This window comes from Phytohalomonas tamaricis (genome assembly GCF_003012345.1).
In the GTDB taxonomy this organism is placed as follows: Bacteria; Pseudomonadota; Gammaproteobacteria; order Pseudomonadales; family Halomonadaceae; genus Phytohalomonas; species Phytohalomonas tamaricis.
The window spans coordinates 58,818-80,041 of sequence record NZ_PVRV01000023.1 but is presented as its reverse complement, the minus strand read 5'-3'; the positions used below and the strand labels follow the sequence as shown (position 1 = coordinate 80,041).

The following is a 21,224-nucleotide window of genomic DNA, read 5'->3' as shown; positions in this document are numbered from 1 at the left end:
TCCGTGGATTAAGTGATCCCGCAATTACTGATCCGGGCCGCTCTGCAAAGCGGCCTTTTTTATTCATCAAGCTCGGATAATCGTTTTTTGTGTTCCTTAACTGACTTTCCATTCCGCTTACGCCATTTAATTTGCAGATGGATTAACCTTCGCTCGCCTGCTGTCGTTGTGTGGTAATAAAAACCAGAATCATCATGCTCAACTCGCTTTATCATTTGCTGTTCTTTGAGAGACTCGACGATCTCTGTAAGATCAGAGTGTTCTGGCTCAGTTATCGAGACGTGCAACCCCTGTTTCTGATTGGCAAAATACAAAACCTTTTCTTCGTTATAGAGCCCAGCTTTACCCATTACCCACCTCCAAATTCCGTTTAGCCAACTCACACACCGCGTCCCGAATATGCTGCCGCAGCACTGATCGCCACAGCTCCCGCTGCTCAAGCGATGCAAAGTTCGACATGACCACCGCATGCTCTAGCGCTGATTGATCGAGCGTGTAGCCCAGCGCTTCCTGGATCTCGTCAGGCTGCGTCAGGATGCGCTCTACCTCATCATCCAGCGCCTGCTCATACGCCGCTTGCGCTTCCTCTTTACGCTGCCGTTGCGCCTCTGCTGCGATCTCATACGAAATGCCAGCGCGTCGGCAGTACGCCATGTCGTTATGAAGCTGTGCCTGTGCGTTCATGATTCACCTCGGGCTTTGGCTAGGGCTGCCCGTGCCATTACCGCCTTACTCCAGCAGTGCTCTTTAAAGCGTTGCGGCTTGTGATCAATGTGGGCCATCATCGCTTCGATGTGTTCAGCGCACTCTTTAAGCGCCTCGCGAAGCTCTTCAGCCGCCTCTAGCCGGTCGAGCAGTTCAGCAACGATGCTTGCCGGAACTGCAACGCCCGCATCAACGAACTCGCGAACTACTGCAATATCGATGCTCATAGCTGCTCTCCCCATGCTTGTGTGTTCATGATTCACCTCGGCAACCATGCAAATGAGCTAAAGCCTTCATGCCACTGAACACGTTCGCCACGCTTACGCAGTTTTCTCGCACGACGCGGCGAAACTTGACGCCATACTCCTGGCATTGGGCCCGAACCTACTTCCGTGAAATAAACCCATGAATCGAGATACTGATTTATCATCGACGCATCCCCTTCATCTTCTCGATCTGAATCAGTGCAGGCTTCTTCTTGGCCCGGCGTGCGTAGTATTCGGCCATGCGCTCAGCGTTCCGCATGTCGTTGAACGTCGGTGCTTTATCGTGCTCAGTGACGCGTGCTGGTGCGATCATCACGTACCCACCTCATGCGCTTGCCGGTTTGCAGATACACATCAGCGACGGCGCTATCCATCGTCGTGCTGCGCGGTATGTGGCCGTAGCCAACGACCTCGATGCAGGCCGCTGGCTTTTCGTCAGGCAATAAAAAACCGCTCGAAAGCGGCGCGGTGATTCTTGCGTGGGCTGTCATAACGAACTCCCTCGCATAATAAGAAAGGCCAAGATGGCGCCCATCATTGGCCCTAGAAACGTGAGTAGGATGGCGACGTCATTCACTGGCACATCTCCACATCGTTGGATGAGTGATGACTATCGCCGCCGGTCAGTACCGCTACCCCACCGCCGATGAACAGGAAGATGAGTAGTGCTGCCCATAACTGGTTCATATCACTCTCCTTTCTTGCGTTCGAATGAGTAGGTTTCCCTCGCGTCGATCAACATCAGCACCATGCCGAACAGCCCGATACAGCCGAGCACGATGTACATTTCTGAATCGCTCATGCTTACCTCCAGACGAAAAAAAGCCCGCATGTGCGGGCATGGATGGTGCTGCATGTATCGGGGTGGAGACTGGCCTTCTGGTTGGCCCAGCGCTTAACCGACATCTAGCCGTCGCGATATGTCGGCACCAATCTCCACTCCGATACCCGCTGCCTACCAAACAGCGGATACCGGTACCGCTTTGCCGCTCTCTCGCCATCGGCGCGACTACCGATAATGAAGGCTGCTTTAACGCCCGGCTTGCCGATTACTCATTGCGCTGCGCTCGCCGTAAATACGGGTCATCGCTAACAGCGCAACATGCCGATCGACCACGGCTGCTGCATGTATCAATGAACGCCCTCGGTGCCTTTTCATGATCACCAGCCTTTCATGATCCGAAGACGCTCATTGATGCCCACTGTTCAGGCCAGTGGGCGAGCCTTGAATCCTTCCGGTATTTCGACAGCCCCGGTTGGGCGTACTCCCATCGATCTCTCGCAGATCCAATCCACTACGGACAGATGGGCTACCTGTTTGTTAAAGAGCGATGGAGTGTGTTGCCCGTCTCCATGGCTCATAATATGTACCAACTAGGTACATTAGGTCAATCGAAAAATGTTCTTTTTAGGTACATATACAGACGTGAAGAATGAACCTAAGTATTTTCAGATACTTACTTGCGAAATATTTTTTGCGGCTTTGGGAGAATAATCAGGTAGGCACAAAAAACCCGCCTCAATGGGCGGGTATAAGAAAAAATATTAATTACTCAGCTGGTGAAGGGGAAGGGGTCTCTTGGGTTACAGCGACAGGAAGTGTTAACGGGAGACTAAGTGCAGCCATTCCAATACTATCCGTGAGCATGTCAAGCGTAGGGCGCATGCAGCCATACAGCAAACTAACTGCAAATGCGCGCTCCAGATGATCCGATGGCGAATAAGGTGTGATGCCTTCTTCAAAGTTATAAACGCCGCGAGCCGCCACTTTTAAAATCTCATCGCGCTCTTCGCCATCCAGTTTTATAAGGGTTAAATTGATAGTAACTGAAAAGACCCCGCCACAAGGCGTTTCATCATCGAAGCTAATTACAAATCTAAGCTCTATATCTTTCGGTTCACTATTTTCAAAACTAATGCCCGTGGCTTCGATCTTCTCAAAACGGAATTGAGAAAGATTAAAGTTAGCCTGGCTCATTGCAGCGTCACCTTGGGGTTATTATGCTGCTGGCGAGCGGTAAGAGTCATGGCACCGCGATATACAGCATCATCATCTTTCATATGAACCAGATGGTGCTCATGAGTATGACGATGAACAACCTCAAAACCTTCTGGGCACTCGTTTAGCCACGTTTCTAATACGCGTTTGATAGTTTCGTTAAGATTCATTCCGGCACGAGCAGCCGCCTTAACTACTTTACGATGAGTCTCTGGGCCAACCCTAACATTAAAGGTGCCGCTAAAAGGCTTATCCGGCTGAACGCCCTCTTCCTCACATGTTTCTAGATAATCATCGACCGCAGCTTCAAACTCCTGCCGAAGCTGAGTTATCGTTTCAGCTTCATAAGTAACTAGGTCTACAATGTGAAGAATTTTACCGTGCATCACACCGTCTTTGAGCGAAATCTCAACCGATCCCTGATAACTTTTATATTCTAAAATAGTAGATTTCATAACTTGCCATGCTCCTCCAGCGCTATCAGAACGTTCTCGATCTGGTACGCCTTCAGGATGTTCCCCGGATGGGGTTCATGAAGAAGGATCTTGCGCTTCTCTTCGTCAATAAACTTGCGACGTGAGCCACTAGCTGTTTTGAGCCTGTATCCCAAACTTCTGAGCAATGCCGCCAACTCGTCCCATGTAAAGTCGCTGGGGCGCTGTTTTAGGCGATCAAGACGTTTGTCGCCCATGAGCACTCCACGTTTGATACCTTATCTTGGGATGCAACTGTATTCTAGTTGCTCTTATGTGTATAGGTTTAAAAGTGGCATTTTTCAAGGCTAGGCCTCTTTTCTTGTGTGTAGTTACTACCTAGAAGTGTAGGGTGGTACCTACACACTGCTCGTGATCATCTGCGTCACGGCGATGATAGCCAGTACGGTGCTAGCCCTAAGTGTTATCGGCCAGTTTGCGAATCAATGAAGCCTTTGCCGCAGGTTCATCTTCATTTCTACAGCTACGCCAACAATCCGGCAGTTGCCATTGATAGGGATGACTGGATAGGCAGGATTTAGCGGCTTGAGATACTTCTGTCCACCGTCAATGACCAGCTTCTTGAAGGTGGCTTCATTATTTTCGTCGAGCTGAGCAACCACCAGGCTCCCGTTCTCGGCTTTTATCTCAGGATCGATCAAGATCATCATGCCGCGTGGAATGCTGATACCTGTCGGCGCTGTCATCGAATCGCCCTCGACCTCAAGCCAGAAAGCAGCACCTTTGGCCTTATAGTCAGTTGATTCGAAGTGTTGCTCACATCCTTGATCGTACGGATTCACGGCCTCAGTCCACCCCCCTGCTCTTACCCAATTAATCACTGGATAAGTATGCAGTGTTTGAGGCTGAGATGTAGGAAGAACATTAGCATCTACTTCTAATTTCTTAGAACCGTGATCAAAATCCAGCCACCCGCGCGGCTTGTTAAAGCATTGCTCAATATGCCGAGCAAGGCGATCACCAATTCGCTTGCTAGGGTTTCGCCCCATGAATCGGCTTGCCTGGGTAGGCTCGCGATCAATTTTGGCGGCGAAAGCGCCCGTCCCACCGATTTGCTCGGCAAGAGCCCTGGCATTTTCTAGTCGTACTTCTGAGATGTCTTTCATGGCGCTCATTTGAGCGCATAGGTACTCATTAGGTACAGAACCTTGACGGTACATTAGTTCCATCGGATAATGTACCTCGGAGGTACCTAAAAATGTCTGAATCACAACGTAAGTCCATTAAACAGATATGGCAGTCAATGTCCCCTGAACAGAGGGATGAAGTTGCTGCTAAAGCAGAAACAACCACGGCCTATCTGCGTCAGGTGCTTGCTTGTGGTCGGAAGCCGGGTGCCTTGATGGCCAGAAATATTGAGATGGCTACCGAAGGCGAAATCTCCAGGCAAATGCTGCGCCCTGATTTGTTTGCCGATCTGGTTCATGCCGCTTAATCACAACTTAAGTCTAACAAGCGAAGCGAGACGAAGCATATGTCCGAACTCAGACACCCCAGTAGAGACGCCCTACTCCGCGATGCGCTAGGACAGCTTTGCGAACAGAAAGGCGTGCAGCTCACCAAGTTTGCTCGCGTACTGAATGCCATGGCTCATGCCATGTGCCCGACCAAGACCGCTGATATGCCAGCGCTCGATTCCTTCACGGTTGCTGACCACGACTACGACACCGCCGTCATGAGTTGGAACAAGCGCGTGCAGCGCTGGGCAAATGGTGCTGTTGAGTTCCCAGCTTGGCTGGAAGAGCCATGGGTCACCGCATTGGAAGAGCTTAGCGATGAACAATGCCGCGTTGAGCTGGCGCGTCGTCACGGTTTCATGGGTGTTCGTCGGCCGCTAGCCAGTGAGTCACACGCATCGGCGTTTGCTGCGCTTGGTGCGATCGGCCGCGAGACAGGCGAAGTGATGGGTTCTTTTTCAGGAATGCTGGAGGACGGCGTACTGGATGAGAAGGATGCGCACGCAGCCCCTAAAGCACTGCAGGACATCGACGACGCCATTACGGCGCTGTTGAGAACGAAGGCGCTCATTGAAGAGCGTGTGTCTGGAAAGCCAAGCCTGAAGTTAGCCAAGGCTTAAACGCAAAAACGCTCGGGAGGCGACCAACCAACCCCGAGCGCTTTCACTAACGAACGGTAAATATTATGACATCACCCGCAGCAATATACCAGTTTCCTGGCTCAGCGGAGCGCGAACAGCGCCCCAGGAGTCTCCAAGTGGAAGACGGATACACCAGAACAGCAAATGCTCTTGTAGAGGCATTTGCCCGTGCCCCTTTGACTAGTCGTGAAGCAAGAGTGATTCGTGTTGTTGAGCGTATGACCTACGGATGGAATAAGCCGGCAGATTGGATTGCTGCATCCGTTATCAGCCAGATGACGGGCATGTCCGAAGGCAAATGCTCCGAGACGCTTAATGGTCTTATCCGCAAGCGCGTATTACTTCGCGATGGCGGTGGTCGCTCCCCAGTGCGCATCAACAAAGACATCGATAACTGGGATTTCAGCGCCCAAAAGGCACGAGTTACCCCGAAAAGTATCACCAAATCAACTTGGGGTAAGTCACCCCAAAATGGGGTATCTAATCCACCCCAAGATGGGGATACACCTAAAGACATTAAAGACAATTTAGAACCTAAAGGTTCTAAAAATACGTCGAAGAAATCTGCACCGAAGAAATGGGGCGAAGAGATAGACCACAAACTGGTAAACGAAATGGTCGTCGCCGTGAGCGCCGATCTTGAGTCGCCAGTCAAACACAACCCCACCACCTGGGCGAACGAGTTTCGCCTGATGCGTCAGCGCGATAACCGCACCGTTGAACAAATCCGTTATCTGATCGGATGGGCCGCCAAGCATGAGTTCTGGTCCGGCGTGGTTTTGTGTCCTGAAAAACTGCGCAGGAAATGGGACCAGCTTGCCAAGCAAGCCAAGGCTCAGCATCAACAGCGCACTGTTAGCCGTCAAACACCTGGCCGCCACTCCGGCCTACAAGAACCTGACACTTCCAATCTCGTGGCCAAAGGAGACGGCACCTATGAGTTCTAACAGCTTGGCTAAAGCCCTGATGAACGCCGAGGTTAGTGTGGGTCAGTGCGAGAAACATGGTGAGTACAAGTCCTGCCATATCGTGTACGGAACTACTGATTCTTGGTCTGGATGTCCCACTTGCGCCGAGGAAAAAGTTGCGAGTGACCGTATGGCCGAGTTCGAAGCGAACCAGCGCGAAGCTGCCCGGGCTCGCATGGAGCGCATGATTGGTTATGCCTGTTTACCACCCCGCTTTGCTGACAAGACATTCGACACCTATCGAGCCGAAAGCGAGCAGCAGCGCAATTACCTTGCCAAGTGTCAAGCCTACGCGGCGGATTTCCCTGATCACCTCAAGACTGGCGAGGGTTTGCTCATGCTGGGGAATCCGGGTACCGGCAAAACACATCTTGCAGTTGCCACACTTAATGACGTGATCACCCGCCATCAGACGCAGGGTCTTTACACGACTGCTGCGCGAATGTTCCGGCGCATCAAGGATACATACGGAAGCCGAGAAGAGACTGAGACGCAGGCTATTGATGCTTACACGAAGCCTGCGCTGCTCGTACTGGATGAGATTGGTGTCTCTTTCGGTAGTGATGCCGAACTGAACTACCTCTTTGACGTAATGAACGAGCGCTACGAGCAATGCCTACCGACGATTGTCGTTTCCAACGTACAGCCCGGAGAACTTGGTCAGTGGATGGGTGACCGTGTTGTCGATCGCCTTCGCGAGTCATCGAAGATGATGGTTTTCGGCTGGGAGTCTGCTCGCAAAAGCCTGGGGAGGAACGAGTAATGGGCAACGTTGTTCAATTCCGGCTTGGTGATGAGGCCTCAAAGAAAGCCAGAGACCATGCCGACCATATTGCATCGACCGCAGCTACGATCATGGCACGTGATCGATCCGATGAGTGGCGCGATGCACTGGCGGTGGCCTCTGTCCTGCAGGCGATGTACCACGGCAATTACTGGAACGGCTCAATTTTTGGGCCGATTGATGACGGTAAATCTGTTTTCAAAATTCTCGCCGCGCTTTGTTTTGCCGAAATGCATCTTGACGACATTGCCGACCTTTTTGCTGCAGCAGTTGATGTTCCAGCCAATGTAATTGGCGTCATCGTCGAGAAAGGAACACCTATCGCTGAGCGGCTGAATCGTACAGGAGGCCTCGCATGAGCATCCTAAATCGCCCAGCCGGCGCATACACCGAATACCTCATCCGTGGCGAGTGGATCACGATCAACCAAGCCTCGAAGAAATACGGCATTAGCCCTGGCGCATTGCGTAACCGGCTCCACCAGGACGACTTGACCGAAGAGCAGCTGCTGAAGCCAGTCGTGCGCAGAAAGCCCGCGTTTACGTCAGGTGCCGGTCAGCGCTACGAAACGCGTTATATCCATCCCCTGCTTACGTCGCTATTCCGTGACTACGGCAAGCGTAAGCCGGTAGCCGTCCAAGTGAAGCTGTACAGCGATGAAGCTCGGCAGAGGAAAGCGTCATGACCAGACAAACAGACGCCATGTACGCCGTTCACGTCGAGATGATCGAGAGCTTGGAAGAAGCCATTCGCACCGCTGCGATACGCGCTCGCTCTACCGGCCTGCCCTATGTCATCTGCGCTATGCCCAATGACTGGCCGGGCTTCCGGGTTGTGTCGGAGCTGCAGTATCGCCGCTGGGATATTGCGACGCCGATTCTTGAGCGCTTCCGTCCGCTATCGCACTACGAGCAGAAGGTGTCGGCATGACCAAAGAAATAGCACTCCGCATCGATCGCCAAGTGGACATCGTGCCGCGGCTCACCCAGGCCGAAGTGCTGATCGGTAAAGGCATCCAGGCTGGCCCCGTTGAGGTCATCGTCAGAAGGCCGAACGATAAGCGAACGCTTGATCAGAACAAGAAGCTTTGGCCGATGCTTTCGGACGTTGCCCGCCAATGCACATTGATCGTCGATGGCGAGTCAGTAAAAGCGCCTGCCGAGGATTGGAAAGAGGTCTTCACGAATGCCCTTCGCAAGCATCAGCGCGTGGCTAAAGGGTTGGATGGCGGCTTGGTATTCCTCGGTGCTCGCACTAGCCGCATGAAGAAGGCCGAGTTCGCGGAGCTGATCGAGTTGATTTATGCCTACGGCGCTGAACAGAACATTCGTTGGTCAGAGCCAGCGCTGAAGGCTTATCAAGACTATCGCGAGGTAGCAGCATGAGCGACACGGTTTTTATGTGGACCGGTGCCTTCATTTGGGGCGCGATGATTGGGGCTTGCTGGGTAGTCGTTTGCGTGGTCATTCCCTACACCGTGATTGATTTCATCAGCAAAACTATCGCGGCATGGGTGTTTCTCGGCAAAGGCCATGTGCAGCTTAAAGCTGGATGGTCACGCCTTGGTACGGCTGCCAACTATGGCTGGCATATGTTGCTAGCCCGCAAATGTCAGCTGCATTCCAACAATAATTGGATGGTATCGCTCTATTACTCACATCCGTTCAAGTGGCAGGTCGTTAGTCACTGGGATGAGGTTGAAGAAGTGGAGGAAGACGATGCCTAACCAACGCTTCCGCTCTCGCCAGTACCTGAACTGGGTCAAACAACAGCCGTGCTGCTGCTGTGAAGCTCCGGCTGATGATCCGCACCACATTAAAGGCATTGGCCATCTGTCAGGGGCTGGGCTTACAGCCCCCGATTCATTCGCTATTGGACTTTGTAGGCCATGCCATGACGCATTACATGCGCGTCCTGAGCTGCTGGCGCTTCAACCGGTATGGCTGCTCGATACGCTATCCAAGGGCATGAAGCGCTTTCCCGATGGCGAACTGCACGAAGCGCTAGTTGAGGCGCATAACTGGTGCTGGACTTTCCAGCTGGGAGAGCGCGCATGAAATCGCAGATGCGGAACAAGTGCCCTGAATGCGGTGCCTACGCTCGCATTCGCAAATCAGAGCAAATGGACGAGCGCGGGCTCTACAAGGTCGGCGTGCTCGACTGCATGGATGCAGATTGCGGCTGGCGCGGAACGTTTGATTTCACGATCACCAAGACGCTGGTGAGTTCGATGAAGACGGCTAAGCGGGGTAAGGCATGATTGAGCTAACGCTGCCTTTTCCTCCTGCAGTCAACAACATCACCGCGGTAGTACGTGGCCGAAAGATCACCAGCAAGCGGGGCCGTGAGTATCGCGCCGCGGCGGTTGAAATGATTCAGGGCCAGTACCGCGGTAGCCAGATAGACGGACGCCTACAGGTGCAGATCACCCTTGTGGCGCCGACACGCCAGAAGCGAGACATCGATAACTACAGCAAGGCCGTTCTCGATGCCATTACCGCGGCTGGCGTATGGGACGATGACGAACAGGTAGACCGCATTGAGATCATCCGCGGCGAGATCCGTAAGCCAGGTGCGGCCGTGGTGACGATTCAGGAGGTGGCTGCGTGAAGACAGGTTATTTCAAGCTCGGATTTGAGTTCGCACTGGGCGCCATGGTGGCTATTTGCATCTCTCTCACAATTGCTAGCTGGATCAACGATGCATTCAAGCCGCATGACTCATGCGATGGGCCGAATGGCCGTTGCGGAATGAGCATTCTGACCGACCACAAAACCGGATTGCAGTATCTGAGAACGCCTGATGGGGGCCTGTATCCGCGTATGACGATTGACGGCAAGCAGATGAGGGATGGCGAATGAGCGAACCCAGCGAAAAGCCCCGCGATAGCCGGTATTTCAGACCAAGGCCGCAGCGATGACATACGGAATCAAGCCGGAAGGCATGTCGGATAGCGAATGGCTGCTCGAGTGCCAAGCCCGGATGGTTGTCAGAGAGATGCGCGACAAACCAAAAGAAGAGCGGCGAGCCATCTTCGAAAGATGGAAATCACTGCCAGGTGTTACGCAAGAACGTATTCAGAGAATCTGGAAAGATGGGAGCGAGCAATGAACCATATCGACAGCAATGCACGTATCGCATGGGCTCAGGCCTTTGAAACCGGCATCCGGACACAAGCTTGCGCCGACATGGAAGAAGCCGGCATGAATGTGCAGACGAGCCGCAAGAATCCAGGTGGCGGAAGTCATAACGACCACTACACGCCCATCTATTCCGCGATCACCCGTCTTGAGCGTAGCAACCCTACATTGGCAAACGTAGGTCACTGGCTGAGCCTGAACGATACCGAGCAGGCCAACCGCTATCACGATGATGTGTATGACACGGTACTGACGCGGCTCATCATGGCAATGCCAGCTTGGTCAGAGTGGCGTGAGAAGCGTAAAGAGCGTGCAAAGGCCCTTATTCAGGCCCGCATGATGATGGATCGGCTGAACGTTGACGGCACGCGCTCGGGCTGGACTCCTCAAGAGATATGTGTGTTCGTTGGTGAATACTTGGGTGTGAAGATCATCAGGAATAACTGGTATCAGGATGGCTGGGTCGCTGTTTGGGAAATGCTCGGTTTTATCATCGATGAGCTAGAAAATTGCGCAATGGAACCTATTCACGATGCTATACGAAAGGCTAAGCAGGATATGCGCAAAGAATTAAAACATGCTGCTTGACGTTTAATGCTCTGAGAAGTACTATTTCGCTAGGCTGGACGCAATACCGATCAGCCGCACTATTCGAAGGGGTCACCAATACGGTGGCCCTTTTTCGTATACGCCTGTTGTAGCGACGCGCAAGTGACACAAGAAAATCGTGTGTTAGCATCAAGGATCAAAACCTGTAAGGGGACGGTCATGCTGAAACGGATTTTCTGTATTGCTTTTGCCATCTGCTGTATAGCCCCAGCCTGGGCACAGCAAGAGAAAGAAAGTACACGCGCGCCAGAGGACCATATTGAATCGAGCGAGTCCGCCGACAAGGCGTTAGATGAGCATGAGGCTGGTAAACGCAAAGCCGCACCAGATCAACAGCACCAAAAAATGACGAATGACGACAAGCGTCACAAAGAGAAAGGCTCTAGTGAAAACAGCAGTTCTAAATAACTGCGTTGATTGATTTGAAGCCCTGCCACCTTGGCGGGGCTTTTTCGTGTCTGGCTCAGCGGAACCACATCTAAGCGACTACCTAACGCCTTGTCCGCTTCGAGCCAACTTTATCCCGTGATGGCCTCTGGCCTGCCTTATCCCGCTACATGGGATCTTTGCCGCTTCCTATCCAGCGGCTTTCTTATTTGAGGAATCTCATGATCGACTTCGATACAGCATTCGAACGCCTTATCGGTCATGAAGGCGACCTGACGATGAATCCGGACGACCCGGGTAATTGGACAGGCGGCAGCAAAGGTAACGGCGAACTGCGTGGCACCAAGTACGGTGTTTCTGCTGCTGCCTACCCTGCTCTCAATATCAGCGCCTTAACGCTTGATGACGCCAAAGAGGTCTATCGTCGTGACTATTGGAATCGTGCTCGATGCGATGACTTAGATGGCGCTGTCGCCTTCCAAGTATTCGATGCAGCCGTCAATCACGGTATTGGCAATGCTATTCGCTTCCTTCAGCGCGCCGTCAAAGTTGCTGATGACGGTATTGTTGGTCCGGTAACGCTCAGGGCCGTAAATAGCTATGAAGCGTCAACCGTCGCTTTCAAGTTCAACTCTGAGCGCCTCAAGTTTTACACCAAGCTGTCATCTTTCAATGTCTTTGGGCGCGGCTGGGCTAACCGGGTGGCCGGTAACCTTGAATACGCTGCGGAAGATAGTTGATGTACGGCAAACCAAAGGGCTGATCGAGCAAACGACCGATAGGCCCGAATCACACGGATGCCCATATGGAAATCCTTTCGATCACCTTCGCGTATCTGCAGATACCAATGGTCATACTGCTTGCAGCTCACTGTATACACGTGAGGAAACGAGTGGTTGGCTGGATTAGCAAGGCGCTCTTGGCCGTCATTGGTTGCTGCGTATTCTTTCTCGGTTGGCGTCTCGCCACTATCGGCCTAATCCTTGACCCTGCCACACGGCAAGCGGGCGGGATCGGCGTGCAGACGCTATTTATTATCGCCATCTTCGTTTTGGTAAGTGCAATAGGAAGCCTGAGCGCCCAGAACAAATAAGGTGGCCGCTCATGTCTGATGCGCTTACTTCACTTTGGCCGCTGATCACTGGATTGCTCACTAATCCGCGTGTCGCCGCCGCCTGCGCCGCCATGGTCGTCTCGATCCTGTTCGGTCGCTGGAAAGAAACTTTGCTTGTAGGCGTGTTGGCTTACTGCTTCATCCCTATCTTCATCAATAACCCTATTTATCCGATGCCTAAGGACTGGGCATCTGGTGCCGGCGCCACAATGGCGGTCATGGGCGTGCATGGGATTCAGGCAAGGATTGATCAGCTTGATTTCAAGTATCTAGTCGGCGTGCTCATGGATCGCATCAAAGGGAAGAAATGATGCGTCTCCTATTCTCAAGACCCAAATACATCATCTTGGCGGGCTGTATGGTGTTCATTATGGCCATGCTCGCGTCTGGATGGGCTAACACCTATCAGCGGCTACAAGAGCAAAAGATGCTGAATAAGCAGCAAGTGCAATTGGCCCGTCAGGTTAGTTCGAGCAATCAGATCGCCATCTACGGCCTGTCTTATGCGTTATCCGCTGAGCAGGCCAAGGCCGGGGAGTTTGAAGCCGACAAGAATGGCCGGCAGGAAGCGTTAGACAAGGCGCGTGGCTATGTCGGTGGCCTTCGCTACAAGATCGGCAAGCTTGAACAGAAGCTCGCGCAATGTCGCAGCACCACAAACATGGTTAGCGGCGATGGATGGACCGGACAGGCTGAGATAAAGCCAAAGAAAGAGGATGAGTGATGAAGCTCGTTGCTGAAGCGGGTAAGTGGCACAAACTCTGGTCAGTGCGTCTCGGCCTGCTCGCTCTTGTGCTGGGAGGCCTCGAAAAGTATCTGCCCTCTCTCGGCGACTATCTGCCGGAGTGGATCATGGGGCCTTTGACCATGGTTGTCGGCGCTGCGGCCATCATCGCCCGCTTCATTCCTCAAGAAGCAATTCGCGCATACGTGGCTGACATATACAGCCAGGGAGATAGCGATGGGAATTCCTGAGATCGTTGCCGGTGTCATCGCTCTCTTCGGCGTGATGGTTGGCGCTCTCGGCTGGATGAAGTCGAAGAAAGACACGGCTGAGCAGAAGGCCGGCGCTGCCGAGGACAACCTTGCTGCTGAGAAAGCTGCCCGTGACAAAGAAAGCGAGATCCGACAGTCAGTCGAAGGTGCTCAAGATGAAGCGCAGCAAGTGGAAGCCGACTACCTCACACGTCGTACAAACAATGACCGTCCTCGTGCTTTTGGCGATGCTCGCAATACTCCTGCCGGGATGCACGACGACGCGGACAGTGACAGTAAGTCCTGAGTGCTCAGTGCCAGCCAAGCCTGCCCTACCCACTATCAACGCCGATAAGCTCGCATCACTCGATGACGATACGTACTGGACGCTTGAAGACAGAGAGCGCCGGCTGACTGATTGGGCCTACGAACAGCAAGCCATGCTCAATGTGTTGTGCAGTAAGTGACGAACACCCAGCAGCGGGAGGTGATCGGCCTTGAGCCACTATCTGCGGGACAGGCTACGCAAACCTGTCATGCGTCAGCTCTCGGTGACGAGATACGGCGCCCTATTCCAATTCCCCTGCCTGCTCTTTGCGGTTTAGTTCTTCACAGGTGCGCTGGGCCTCTGCCTCTGTAGTGTAGGTTGCATATTCTTTATTGGATGTCGTTTCGAATACTACATATCCGTCTGCATGGTTTGTGTCTCCCAGCGGCGGTGTGGTTCCAGCTTTACGATATTCAAACTCAAATGGCATGACGGTATCTCCATTGGATATCTATTCAGAGATTAGGCGGTATCACGCTATTGGCAAGAGAATAACCCTAGCTCTCATCCGCCAGCATCCGCATCGGGCGCTTACGGATGAGATTAAAGCCAAAGCCAGCCGATAGAGATGGCTATAAATCTATCAATATACCGACTACCTCCTGCCAATCCTCTATCAGTACATTGCCCAGATTTATAGGGAGGGGGCCTATTTGGGAAATCACTTCTCTGCGAGTGATCCCAGGGATTTCCATGTCATCCTTAAAACCTTCATCGTCATCGACGAAGACAACTATTCCGGTGCCATTAGTTAAATCTGTGATCTCGCTTACATATAACTCATTTACGTGCATGGATATCTCCTGTGTATGCAGGAGTATTTATCCTTGCTTGATGGAAGCTTGATCTTATAAACGGAGTTTTTATGACAAAGACTGCCCAGGAGGCTGTCGAGCTGACGGCCCGGCAGTCTCGTTTTGTCGAAGAGTACATCGTAGACCTGAACGCCACGCAGGCAGCCATACGGGCAGGATACAGCGAGCGTACGGCCAATGAGCAAGGTGCTCGCCTGTTAGCGAAAGTTAGCATTCAGCGTGCTGTCCAAGCGCGCATGAATGACCGCTCTGAGCGAACCAAGATAGATGCTGACTTCGTCCTGCAAGGCATCGTAAAGAACATCCGCCGCTGCGAGCAAGGTGAAGGCGTCTACGACAGGACAGGCGCAGCAGTAATGGTCGAGACCGAAGATGGCGAGATTGCGCCGGTATGGAAGTACGACGCCACCAATGCTCTCAAGGGCTATGAGCTGCTAGGCAAGCATCTGAAGCTGTTCACTGACAAAGTGGACCATTCAAGTTCTGATGGCTCAATGACGCCTAAAACGATTACTCGCGTAGTGGTGGGCGCCGATGGAAAACCTGTGTCTACCGACTCCTGAATGGGCTGTACCGCTTATCGCCCCCAAGCGCTACAAGGGTGCCAAGGGTGGCCGTGGCTCTGGTAAGTCGCACTTCTTCGCAGAATTGCTTGTTGAAGAGCACGTAGCCAATCCTGATCAGCAATCGGTCTGTATTCGAGAGATACAGAAGTCGCTCAAGTTTTCGGCCAAGAAGCTGGTCGAGAGCAAGATTCAGGACATGGGCGTCTCTCATCTCTTTGACATCACGCTCAACGAGATACGCCGAATAGATGGGCAAGGCCTGATCATCTTCCAAGGCATGCAGGACCACACGGCCGACTCGATTAAGTCTCTCGAAGGCTTCGATCGCGCCTGGGTAGAAGAAGCGCAGAGCGTCAGCGCACGAAGTCTTGAATTACTGATCCCGACCATTCGTAAAGATGGATCGGAGATATGGTTCAGCTGGAACCCTGACCAGCCCACGGACGCCGTAGAGAAGCACTTCCAGAACAATCCTGACGCCATCCTGGTTCATGTCAATTACACGGACAATCCATGGTGCCCGGAAGTCCTGATCAAGCAGGCGAACTGGCAGCGTAAGGCTGATTACGAGAAGTACGTTCATATCTGGCTAGGTGGCTACAACACGAAGTCAGAGGCACAGATATTCGCGGGCCGCTGGCGCGTTGATGAATTCGAACCTAGTGACGATTGGGACGGTCCTTATCAGGGGCTAGATTTCGGCTTCTCACAAGATCCGACGGCATGCGTTCGCTGCTGGATTCACGATAATAGCCTCTTCATTGAGTACGACGCCGGTCGCGTTGGTTTAGAGCTGGATGACACGGCGCCCTACCTCAAGCGTGAGATACCCAACGTTGATAAGTACGTCTCCCGTGCAGACAACGCTCGCCCTGAGTCAATCAGCTATTTGAAGCGTCACGGCCTGCCTCGCACCGAAGGCGTCGAGAAATGGACCGGCAGCGTCGAGGATGGCATCGAGCATATCAAGACCTACGACCAAATCGTGATTCATACCCGTTGCAAAGAGATGCAGGAAGAAGCCCGACTCTACTCGTACAAGATCGACAAGCGCAGCGGCGACATCCTGCCAAAGATCGAGGATGCGCATAACCATCGCTGGGATGCCGTCAGGTACGCCTTGGCGCCAATGATTAGGCGTAAGGGGCAAGGCCTCGTACTGTCCCGCCATAGACGATAAGGATTACCCCATGGGGATGATGCATAACGGGCGCCAATCCCTATTTGGGGGCACTCTCAAAGTTGGTAGCAATGACGCCAAGCGTGCTACGGCGTGGGAGGACTATGGCTATCCTGACACGCTGGACTTCACCAATTTCTATTCGATGTTTCAGCGCAACGGTATCGCTCGCGCCGGCGTGATGCGTGCCGTCGAGAAGACGTGGGAGACAGACCCTTGGTTGGTCGAAGGCCAAGAAGGCGATGATCCGCACAGCGACTGGACGCCATGGGAAAAGGCCGTACAGAAAGTATTCCGTGAGACGCATCTATTCAATCGGCTGAACGCTGCCGACTGGCGTGGTCGTGTTGGCCGATATGCAGCGCTCTATCTGGTGTTTGCCGATGGGCAACATCCCGATCAGCCGGTTTCCAATGGGCGTGCCCTACTCAAGGCTCAGCCGATCTTTGAATCGCAGCTTACCGTTACCTCATGGATCACTGATCCGGCCTCGCCTGACTACGGCATGCCGGCGATGTATCAGTTCAACCAGGCTGCGTTGGGTAACGAAAACCCGGGCGCGCACGAATCGCTGCAGATTCATCCTGACCGCATCCATATCATTGCTGAAGGCGCGGACGATGACAGCATCTATGGCATGTCGGCGCTTGAACCTGGCTTTAACGACCTACTGACCATCGAGAAGATCATCGGGGCCGGTGGTGAGGGCTTCTGGAAGGCTGCACGCGGCGCATGGGCGCTTGAGGGCGAGACGGACGCACAGAAGCTAGCTGATATGTTCGGCGTTAAACAGGATGAAGTAGCCGATCGCATGAACGAGGTGGCATCTGACTTCGCCTCGGGCATGGACAAACTGCTCCTACTTGGCGGCATGAAAGCAAGCAGCCTGTCATTCAGCGTGCCAACGCCGAAAGAGTTCTTTGACGTGGCTATGCAGTCGTTTGCCGCCAGCGTGTCATGTCCGATGCCAATCCTTATTGGTCAGCAGATCAGTCAGCGCAGCTCTGACGAGAATAGCCAGGAGTGGGCGCAGACGATCATGTCACGCCGCAAGCGCTTCATTGGACCGAACCTTGAGCAGCTGGTACGCAAGCTGATGCGCTTTGGCGTGCTGCCAAGCATCGAGAATTTCTACTGCGCATGGGGCGACCTTACTGAGCCTAGCGTCAGCGACAAGCTCGCCAACGCCAAAACGATGAGTGAGATCAACAAGAACACGATGGGCACCGGTATCGAAGTACCCTTCCAGGCTAATGAGATCCGTGATGCTGGCGGCTTCGATGCTGATCCTGATCTCGATAACGATGGCATAGGCGAGGATGACAATGGCGAACAAGGTCAGACAGCCGGTAGTACCTCGCAGCAGCCACAGCCCGGCGCAGACGACACGGCAGATCGCTAAGGCCAAACGGCAGCTTGAGCAGGCGCTAAGAGCGATACAGGACGGCCTGATCGATCGCGTGACGCAGACGCTTGAGGCCTTCGTCGGCAATCGCTCTGATGCCTACCGCTATGCGCTGGATCAGACGCAGCTTGATTCGATCAACGACTACATCGCTGAGCTTATCGAGCTGCACGTCATGCGTGGCGATCGAGGTGACTCGATCATCCTTGCGCAGACAGTGAACGCGTATCAGGCAGCGACTGCAGCGGCAGTGACGAACATCATGACGCAATCGGTCGTGCAGACGCGGAATGTGGAGCAGACGTTAATGTCTGAGCCCTACCGGCGTCGTATTGCCTACCTACGCGCTCGTGTGTTCGAAGAGATGCGCGGCTTCAGCGATCAGACGCGCACCGATCTGGCTCGCGCACTGGCCGATGGTATTGCCTCCGGGCTCAATCCTCGTGAGATCGCCACACAGATTCGTGACCGCCTCGGCGTGGCTCATTCCCGAGCGCTGCGCATAGCTCGCACAGAAATTAATAACGGCCATCGCCGGGCAATATGGGATGAGGATCAGCAGACGCAGGAAGAAGGTATCAAGACGCGCCTGATGCATGTCTCTGCCCTGCTCGCCACGACGCGCCGATCGCATGCCTCACGTCACGGCAAGGTTTATTCGCGGCAAGAGGTCGAGGAATGGTATTCACGCGACGGCAATGCCATTAACTGCCGCTGCACACAGGTATCCGTTTTGACCAATGACGCAGGCGAGCCATTGAGCGATAATCTCCCAGTTAAACTGCGCAAGCAGGCTAGTGAGTATCTGGAGGATTAATGAATCGCGCTTTGAGACGCCATCATGAACAGCGCATGAAAGATCGGTTCTACGATAAGCAGCGCAAGAATCCCTTTTGGGGCAATACAGGCCCCAAGGCTGCTGGAGTGTATGCAAACCATAAATGTGTTTGCTCATGCGCGATGTGTGGTAACCCGCGCCGCCATTTTGGTGAGCGAAGCATGCAAGAAAAACGTGCTGGATGGCGCTAAGTCATGACTGACCGCCCATCTAAAGACAGCTACAGCGACATGATCGACAAACTGAAACGCAAGAAGCCGTTTCCCGAGCCTAAGCCGATCAAAGAGCATCCACCAAAGCGGCTATGGCCGCCTGTATAGCCAGACGAGGTTCTATCGGTCGTGTCCGGGCAGGCGCTGTATAGGATCATTAAATGCGACGGCTCATAAAATTGAACCATCTATGGTTTTATCGTTACATTGGGAATCCCTCTAATGTAGGAGTTCCTGATGAGCGCACGCCAGAGATGGTCTCAGACTACTTTCTCCGAGTTGGCTGGATCAGACCTTAAAGCGATCGAATCGCTTGATAATCAGAAAGTTATTGATTCCATTGTTATATCTACGGATTCGCGAGCTGATCCTATTGATGCAATACCTCAGCTTGTTTTTTTGCGGCACTCCGCTAACGTGCATGGCCTAAACGTTTATTCTTTGATTGCCAGAAATGAGTCAGACCCTTATGCGGATCATTACGATGATGCAGATGCGTATCAAGGTTTAAAAGACTTTGATTACTTAGCAGTGTGGAAAGCGCCCAGTGGGAAAACACATGTGATTCTTATGAAGGATAACGTGGGAACACTTGCCGCATTTTCGAAGCTTGCAAGTAGGCTGTCAGCCATCGAACCGGAATCTATAGAGCCAACTAAGCCTTAAGCAATAGCCTATTAATAGCCCAGCCCCGCGCTGGGCTTTTTGTTCCCAGGCCCGCCATGAGCGGGCTTTTTCATGCCTGGAGTATGCGATGCGAACTGCACACGCTCATATCGTGACGCGAGTTAACGCGTCGCAGATCAAGAAAGAAACCATCGAGGGTGAGGACCACTACCGCATTCCGGCGGTGACTCTCCCCGATAACGTAGTGATGAACGGCGGGCTATACCCGGCTGACGAGATCGAGGCCAGCTACAAGAGCCTCGAAAACACGCCGGCCCCGCTGGGTCATCCCATGGTCAACGGTGAGTTCGTATCGGCCACTCACCCTATCGCCGTCAATAAGTACGGCGTTGGCGCATGGAATACAAACGTACGGCGCGAGAACGGGCGCGTACGTCTCGACAAGCTGGTCAATATCCGCGTCGCCAATCAGACCGAGAAGGGTCGGCAACTGATCCAGGCCATCGAAAAGCAGGAGCCCATTCATACCAGCACTGGCCTGACCCTGCAACAGCGCACCGGTAACGGTGAGAGCAAGGGCAAGAAGTACACGTGGGTCGCTGCAAACATGAAGTTCGATCACGACTGCTTTCTTTTGGGCGAGCCGGGTGCTGCGACTCCAGCGGAAGGCGTCGGTGTGTTCGTCAACTCTGCTGGTGACAAGTCCGATGTGTTGGTCAGTAACGTCGAGCTTACTGACGACGAAGAGTACGAGATCACCGCTGCTGCTGAGCACATCCTGCGCGTGGCTGATCGAGCAGAAGATCGGGAAAGGAACAAGGGCCGCATCGACAAGTTGGTGACGGCCATCAAGAGCGCTTTCGGGGGCGCGCAAGCAGAAGCCTCCGTTGTTAACAACGCGAATGCCCCGGAGGGCGATATGACTAAGGAAGAACTGCAGCAGGTAGTCAACGAAGCACTCAAGCCTTTCGGCGAGAAGCTTGATGCACTGACTACCAACCAGAAAGAACAGGGCGAAGCCATCGGCGAACTGAAAGCCAATGTCGATGAGCAGAAGCGCACTGCCAATGCCGAAGTGGACGCCAAGCTGATCAAGCTGGGCTACAGCGAAGACGACCTGAAGGCAATGACTGCCAATGCCAAGCAGGTGACGCTGAAGATGGCCGAGAAGAACGACAACCCGGGCCAAGGCTTCCACCTCAATGCACATTTCGCCGGTAACGCTGATGCCAGCAAGCCGCAAGACACCCTGCCGGAGTAATTGAACATGGCTAACTACACACAGTTCGGCAAGAACGTCATCTTCTGCGCGCCGGCACAGATGCTTGACCAGCCAATCCGCAAAGAGTCGCCGGTAGCTGCTGCCCTGCTGCCTGGCACCGTCGTTTCTCTGGACGCTGACGGTCGCTTTGCTGCTGGCGCTGGCTCTGTCAGCTACGTGCTCGACCGCGATCATCTCGGTCAGGGCTTCATTGACGACGCTTACGAAGCCGATGACGTGGCGACGGCCTTTTACCCGCAATCAGCGCTGATTCTGAACGTCCGCGCCGCTGCTGCTACGGCATTCACCGAAGATGCACCGGTATTCGTGGGCACTGACGGCACCATCACTGCCACCGACCCAGCAGATGGCACCGCAGCCTATGGCTTTGCCGCTGAAACTATTACCACTGGCGACGCTCCTGAGCTGGTCGCTGTGAAATTCGTATAAGGA

At 53.4% G+C, this 21,224-nt stretch carries 42 protein-coding genes; 30 read left to right on the top strand and 12 right to left on the bottom strand.

Features of this window, described 5'->3' with window-relative positions:
* Nucleotides 1–59: 59 nt before the first annotated feature.
* From C3Z11_RS11770 to C3Z11_RS17200, 10 genes are all read right to left on the bottom strand, one after another.
* Entirely contained in the window at nucleotides 60–350 is a 291-nt protein-coding gene (locus C3Z11_RS11770) for a hypothetical protein (RefSeq protein ID WP_106478152.1), read from the bottom strand.
* Nucleotides 343–684 (bottom strand): hypothetical protein, encoded by a 342-nt coding sequence (locus tag C3Z11_RS11765; protein ID WP_106478151.1) that lies wholly within the window; start codon nucleotides 682–684, stop codon nucleotides 343–345. Before C3Z11_RS11765 ends, C3Z11_RS11770 begins: the two co-directional genes overlap by 8 nt.
* Nucleotides 681–932, bottom strand: a complete 252-nt coding sequence (locus C3Z11_RS11760; RefSeq protein WP_106478150.1) for a hypothetical protein — start codon at nucleotides 930–932, stop codon at nucleotides 681–683. The genes C3Z11_RS11765 and C3Z11_RS11760 overlap by 4 nt, the downstream gene beginning before the upstream one ends.
* A 199-nt stretch (nucleotides 933–1,131) precedes the next feature.
* The gene (locus C3Z11_RS16890) at nucleotides 1,132–1,284 is read right to left on the bottom strand and encodes a hypothetical protein (protein WP_158701033.1); all 153 of its coding nucleotides are present in this window, start codon (nucleotides 1,282–1,284) and stop codon (nucleotides 1,132–1,134) included.
* Nucleotides 1,259–1,462 (bottom strand): hypothetical protein, encoded by a 204-nt coding sequence (locus tag C3Z11_RS11755; protein WP_106478149.1) that lies wholly within the window; start codon nucleotides 1,460–1,462, stop codon nucleotides 1,259–1,261. The genes C3Z11_RS16890 and C3Z11_RS11755 overlap by 26 nt, the downstream gene beginning before the upstream one ends.
* A gap of 539 nt (nucleotides 1,463–2,001) precedes the next feature.
* Entirely contained in the window at nucleotides 2,002–2,130 is a 129-nt protein-coding gene (locus tag C3Z11_RS17135) for a hypothetical protein (RefSeq protein ID WP_262927378.1), read from the bottom strand.
* A 390-nt stretch (nucleotides 2,131–2,520) separates the two neighbouring features.
* Nucleotides 2,521–2,949, bottom strand: a complete 429-nt coding sequence (locus C3Z11_RS11750; protein WP_106478148.1) for a hypothetical protein — start codon at nucleotides 2,947–2,949, stop codon at nucleotides 2,521–2,523.
* Nucleotides 2,946–3,425, bottom strand: a complete 480-nt coding sequence (locus tag C3Z11_RS11745; RefSeq protein WP_106478147.1) for a type II toxin-antitoxin system HicB family antitoxin — start codon at nucleotides 3,423–3,425, stop codon at nucleotides 2,946–2,948. Before C3Z11_RS11745 ends, C3Z11_RS11750 begins: the two co-directional genes overlap by 4 nt.
* Complete coding sequence (locus C3Z11_RS11740) at nucleotides 3,422–3,661, bottom strand: type II toxin-antitoxin system HicA family toxin (protein WP_262927377.1); 240 nt, start codon at nucleotides 3,659–3,661, stop codon at nucleotides 3,422–3,424. The genes C3Z11_RS11745 and C3Z11_RS11740 overlap by 4 nt, the downstream gene beginning before the upstream one ends.
* A 225-nt stretch (nucleotides 3,662–3,886) precedes the next feature.
* Nucleotides 3,887–4,570, bottom strand: coding sequence for a LexA family protein (locus C3Z11_RS17200; protein ID WP_317450673.1), 684 nt, complete (start codon nucleotides 4,568–4,570; stop codon nucleotides 3,887–3,889).
* A gap of 92 nt (nucleotides 4,571–4,662) precedes the next feature.
* Between C3Z11_RS17200 and C3Z11_RS11730 the strand changes: the two genes are divergently transcribed.
* The 22 genes from C3Z11_RS11730 to C3Z11_RS16885 all read left to right on the top strand — a co-directional run bounded on the left by C3Z11_RS11730 (nucleotide 4,663) and on the right by C3Z11_RS16885 (nucleotide 14,006).
* Nucleotides 4,663–4,899 (top strand): helix-turn-helix domain-containing protein, encoded by a 237-nt coding sequence (locus C3Z11_RS11730; RefSeq protein ID WP_158701032.1) that lies wholly within the window; start codon nucleotides 4,663–4,665, stop codon nucleotides 4,897–4,899.
* A 39-nt stretch (nucleotides 4,900–4,938) separates the two neighbouring features.
* The gene (locus tag C3Z11_RS11725) at nucleotides 4,939–5,541 is read left to right on the top strand and encodes a hypothetical protein (RefSeq protein ID WP_158701031.1); all 603 of its coding nucleotides are present in this window, start codon (nucleotides 4,939–4,941) and stop codon (nucleotides 5,539–5,541) included.
* Between the two features lie 137 nt (nucleotides 5,542–5,678).
* The gene (locus tag C3Z11_RS11720; protein ID WP_158701030.1) at nucleotides 5,679–6,509 is read left to right on the top strand and encodes a replication protein; all 831 of its coding nucleotides are present in this window, start codon (nucleotides 5,679–5,681) and stop codon (nucleotides 6,507–6,509) included.
* On the top strand, nucleotides 6,499–7,293 hold the full coding sequence (locus tag C3Z11_RS11715; protein WP_158701029.1) for an ATP-binding protein: 795 nt from the start codon (nucleotides 6,499–6,501) through the stop codon (nucleotides 7,291–7,293). Before C3Z11_RS11720 ends, C3Z11_RS11715 begins: the two co-directional genes overlap by 11 nt.
* Entirely contained in the window at nucleotides 7,293–7,673 is a 381-nt protein-coding gene (locus tag C3Z11_RS11710; protein ID WP_106478141.1) for a hypothetical protein, read from the top strand. Before C3Z11_RS11715 ends, C3Z11_RS11710 begins: the two co-directional genes overlap by 1 nt.
* Entirely contained in the window at nucleotides 7,670–7,999 is a 330-nt protein-coding gene (locus C3Z11_RS11705; RefSeq protein ID WP_106478140.1) for a hypothetical protein, read from the top strand. Before C3Z11_RS11710 ends, C3Z11_RS11705 begins: the two co-directional genes overlap by 4 nt.
* Nucleotides 7,996–8,244 (top strand): hypothetical protein, encoded by a 249-nt coding sequence (locus C3Z11_RS11700; protein ID WP_106478139.1) that lies wholly within the window; start codon nucleotides 7,996–7,998, stop codon nucleotides 8,242–8,244. The genes C3Z11_RS11705 and C3Z11_RS11700 overlap by 4 nt, the downstream gene beginning before the upstream one ends.
* Nucleotides 8,241–8,699: a recombination protein NinB gene (locus C3Z11_RS11695; protein ID WP_106478138.1), complete on the top strand. Its 459-nt coding sequence runs from the start codon at nucleotides 8,241–8,243 to the stop codon at nucleotides 8,697–8,699. The genes C3Z11_RS11700 and C3Z11_RS11695 overlap by 4 nt, the downstream gene beginning before the upstream one ends.
* Nucleotides 8,696–9,040, top strand: a complete 345-nt coding sequence (locus C3Z11_RS11690) for a hypothetical protein (protein ID WP_158701028.1) — start codon at nucleotides 8,696–8,698, stop codon at nucleotides 9,038–9,040. The genes C3Z11_RS11695 and C3Z11_RS11690 overlap by 4 nt, the downstream gene beginning before the upstream one ends.
* Nucleotides 9,033–9,371: a DUF968 domain-containing protein gene (locus tag C3Z11_RS11685; RefSeq protein WP_262927376.1), complete on the top strand. Its 339-nt coding sequence runs from the start codon at nucleotides 9,033–9,035 to the stop codon at nucleotides 9,369–9,371. Before C3Z11_RS11690 ends, C3Z11_RS11685 begins: the two co-directional genes overlap by 8 nt.
* Nucleotides 9,368–9,574: an ogr/Delta-like zinc finger family protein gene (locus C3Z11_RS11680; protein WP_106478135.1), complete on the top strand. Its 207-nt coding sequence runs from the start codon at nucleotides 9,368–9,370 to the stop codon at nucleotides 9,572–9,574. Before C3Z11_RS11685 ends, C3Z11_RS11680 begins: the two co-directional genes overlap by 4 nt.
* Nucleotides 9,571–9,924, top strand: a complete 354-nt coding sequence (locus tag C3Z11_RS11675) for a RusA family crossover junction endodeoxyribonuclease (protein WP_106478134.1) — start codon at nucleotides 9,571–9,573, stop codon at nucleotides 9,922–9,924. The genes C3Z11_RS11680 and C3Z11_RS11675 overlap by 4 nt, the downstream gene beginning before the upstream one ends.
* Complete coding sequence (locus C3Z11_RS11670; protein ID WP_106478133.1) at nucleotides 9,921–10,175, top strand: hypothetical protein; 255 nt, start codon at nucleotides 9,921–9,923, stop codon at nucleotides 10,173–10,175. The genes C3Z11_RS11675 and C3Z11_RS11670 overlap by 4 nt, the downstream gene beginning before the upstream one ends.
* Nucleotides 10,176–10,421: 246 nt before the next feature.
* Nucleotides 10,422–11,042: a hypothetical protein gene (locus tag C3Z11_RS11660; RefSeq protein WP_106478131.1), complete on the top strand. Its 621-nt coding sequence runs from the start codon at nucleotides 10,422–10,424 to the stop codon at nucleotides 11,040–11,042.
* A 180-nt stretch (nucleotides 11,043–11,222) separates the two neighbouring features.
* Complete coding sequence (locus C3Z11_RS11655; protein ID WP_106478130.1) at nucleotides 11,223–11,471, top strand: hypothetical protein; 249 nt, start codon at nucleotides 11,223–11,225, stop codon at nucleotides 11,469–11,471.
* Nucleotides 11,472–11,671: 200 nt separating this feature from the next.
* On the top strand, nucleotides 11,672–12,190 hold the full coding sequence (locus C3Z11_RS11650; RefSeq protein ID WP_262927375.1) for a glycoside hydrolase family 108 protein: 519 nt from the start codon (nucleotides 11,672–11,674) through the stop codon (nucleotides 12,188–12,190).
* A 152-nt stretch (nucleotides 12,191–12,342) separates the two neighbouring features.
* The gene (locus C3Z11_RS11645; RefSeq protein ID WP_158701027.1) at nucleotides 12,343–12,543 is read left to right on the top strand and encodes a hypothetical protein; all 201 of its coding nucleotides are present in this window, start codon (nucleotides 12,343–12,345) and stop codon (nucleotides 12,541–12,543) included.
* Between the two features lie 11 nt (nucleotides 12,544–12,554).
* On the top strand, nucleotides 12,555–12,875 hold the full coding sequence (locus tag C3Z11_RS11640) for a hypothetical protein (RefSeq protein ID WP_106478128.1): 321 nt from the start codon (nucleotides 12,555–12,557) through the stop codon (nucleotides 12,873–12,875).
* Nucleotides 12,876–12,991: 116 nt separating this feature from the next.
* A complete protein-coding gene (locus C3Z11_RS11635) occupies nucleotides 12,992–13,288 on the top strand; it encodes a hypothetical protein (protein ID WP_158701026.1) in 297 nt (98 codons plus the stop codon).
* The gene (locus C3Z11_RS11630; RefSeq protein ID WP_106478126.1) at nucleotides 13,288–13,539 is read left to right on the top strand and encodes a DUF7940 domain-containing protein; all 252 of its coding nucleotides are present in this window, start codon (nucleotides 13,288–13,290) and stop codon (nucleotides 13,537–13,539) included. The genes C3Z11_RS11635 and C3Z11_RS11630 overlap by 1 nt, the downstream gene beginning before the upstream one ends.
* Nucleotides 13,526–13,846, top strand: coding sequence for a hypothetical protein (locus tag C3Z11_RS11625; protein ID WP_106478125.1), 321 nt, complete (start codon nucleotides 13,526–13,528; stop codon nucleotides 13,844–13,846). The genes C3Z11_RS11630 and C3Z11_RS11625 overlap by 14 nt, the downstream gene beginning before the upstream one ends.
* Before the next feature lie 7 nt (nucleotides 13,847–13,853).
* The gene (locus tag C3Z11_RS16885; RefSeq protein ID WP_158701024.1) at nucleotides 13,854–14,006 is read left to right on the top strand and encodes a hypothetical protein; all 153 of its coding nucleotides are present in this window, start codon (nucleotides 13,854–13,856) and stop codon (nucleotides 14,004–14,006) included.
* 102 nt (nucleotides 14,007–14,108) lie between these two features.
* Here the strand turns inward: C3Z11_RS16885 and C3Z11_RS11620 are convergent, their stop codons facing one another.
* Together C3Z11_RS11620 and C3Z11_RS11615 are read right to left on the bottom strand one after the other, a co-directional pair.
* Nucleotides 14,109–14,297 carry a hypothetical protein gene (locus tag C3Z11_RS11620; RefSeq protein ID WP_106478124.1) on the bottom strand — a complete coding sequence of 63 codons (189 nt, stop codon included), beginning with the start codon at nucleotides 14,295–14,297 and terminating at the stop codon, nucleotides 14,109–14,111.
* A 142-nt stretch (nucleotides 14,298–14,439) separates the two neighbouring features.
* The gene (locus tag C3Z11_RS11615; RefSeq protein WP_106478123.1) at nucleotides 14,440–14,661 is read right to left on the bottom strand and encodes a hypothetical protein; all 222 of its coding nucleotides are present in this window, start codon (nucleotides 14,659–14,661) and stop codon (nucleotides 14,440–14,442) included.
* Between the two features lie 71 nt (nucleotides 14,662–14,732).
* On the opposite strand from C3Z11_RS11615, the gene C3Z11_RS11610 reads away from it, so the two are divergent.
* From C3Z11_RS11610 to C3Z11_RS11575, 8 genes are all read left to right on the top strand, one after another.
* Nucleotides 14,733–15,245, top strand: a complete 513-nt coding sequence (locus C3Z11_RS11610; protein WP_106478122.1) for a terminase small subunit — start codon at nucleotides 14,733–14,735, stop codon at nucleotides 15,243–15,245.
* Nucleotides 15,217–16,428, top strand: coding sequence for a PBSX family phage terminase large subunit (locus C3Z11_RS11605; RefSeq protein ID WP_106478121.1), 1,212 nt, complete (start codon nucleotides 15,217–15,219; stop codon nucleotides 16,426–16,428). Before C3Z11_RS11610 ends, C3Z11_RS11605 begins: the two co-directional genes overlap by 29 nt.
* Before the next feature lie 10 nt (nucleotides 16,429–16,438).
* Nucleotides 16,439–17,830 carry an anti-CBASS protein Acb1 family protein gene (locus C3Z11_RS11600; protein WP_106478120.1) on the top strand — a complete coding sequence of 464 codons (1,392 nt, stop codon included), beginning with the start codon at nucleotides 16,439–16,441 and terminating at the stop codon, nucleotides 17,828–17,830.
* Nucleotides 17,754–18,650, top strand: coding sequence for a minor capsid protein (locus tag C3Z11_RS11595; protein ID WP_158701022.1), 897 nt, complete (start codon nucleotides 17,754–17,756; stop codon nucleotides 18,648–18,650). Before C3Z11_RS11600 ends, C3Z11_RS11595 begins: the two co-directional genes overlap by 77 nt.
* Nucleotides 18,651–18,865: 215 nt before the next feature.
* Nucleotides 18,866–18,991, top strand: coding sequence for a hypothetical protein (locus C3Z11_RS17130; RefSeq protein WP_262927374.1), 126 nt, complete (start codon nucleotides 18,866–18,868; stop codon nucleotides 18,989–18,991).
* Between the two features lie 129 nt (nucleotides 18,992–19,120).
* Nucleotides 19,121–19,549, top strand: coding sequence for a hypothetical protein (locus C3Z11_RS11585; protein WP_106478117.1), 429 nt, complete (start codon nucleotides 19,121–19,123; stop codon nucleotides 19,547–19,549).
* 88 nt (nucleotides 19,550–19,637) lie between these two features.
* On the top strand, nucleotides 19,638–20,771 hold the full coding sequence (locus C3Z11_RS11580; protein ID WP_106478116.1) for a DUF2213 domain-containing protein: 1,134 nt from the start codon (nucleotides 19,638–19,640) through the stop codon (nucleotides 20,769–20,771).
* A gap of 6 nt (nucleotides 20,772–20,777) precedes the next feature.
* Entirely contained in the window at nucleotides 20,778–21,221 is a 444-nt protein-coding gene (locus C3Z11_RS11575) for a hypothetical protein (protein ID WP_106478115.1), read from the top strand.
* The last annotated feature ends 3 nt before the right edge of the window (nucleotides 21,222–21,224 follow it).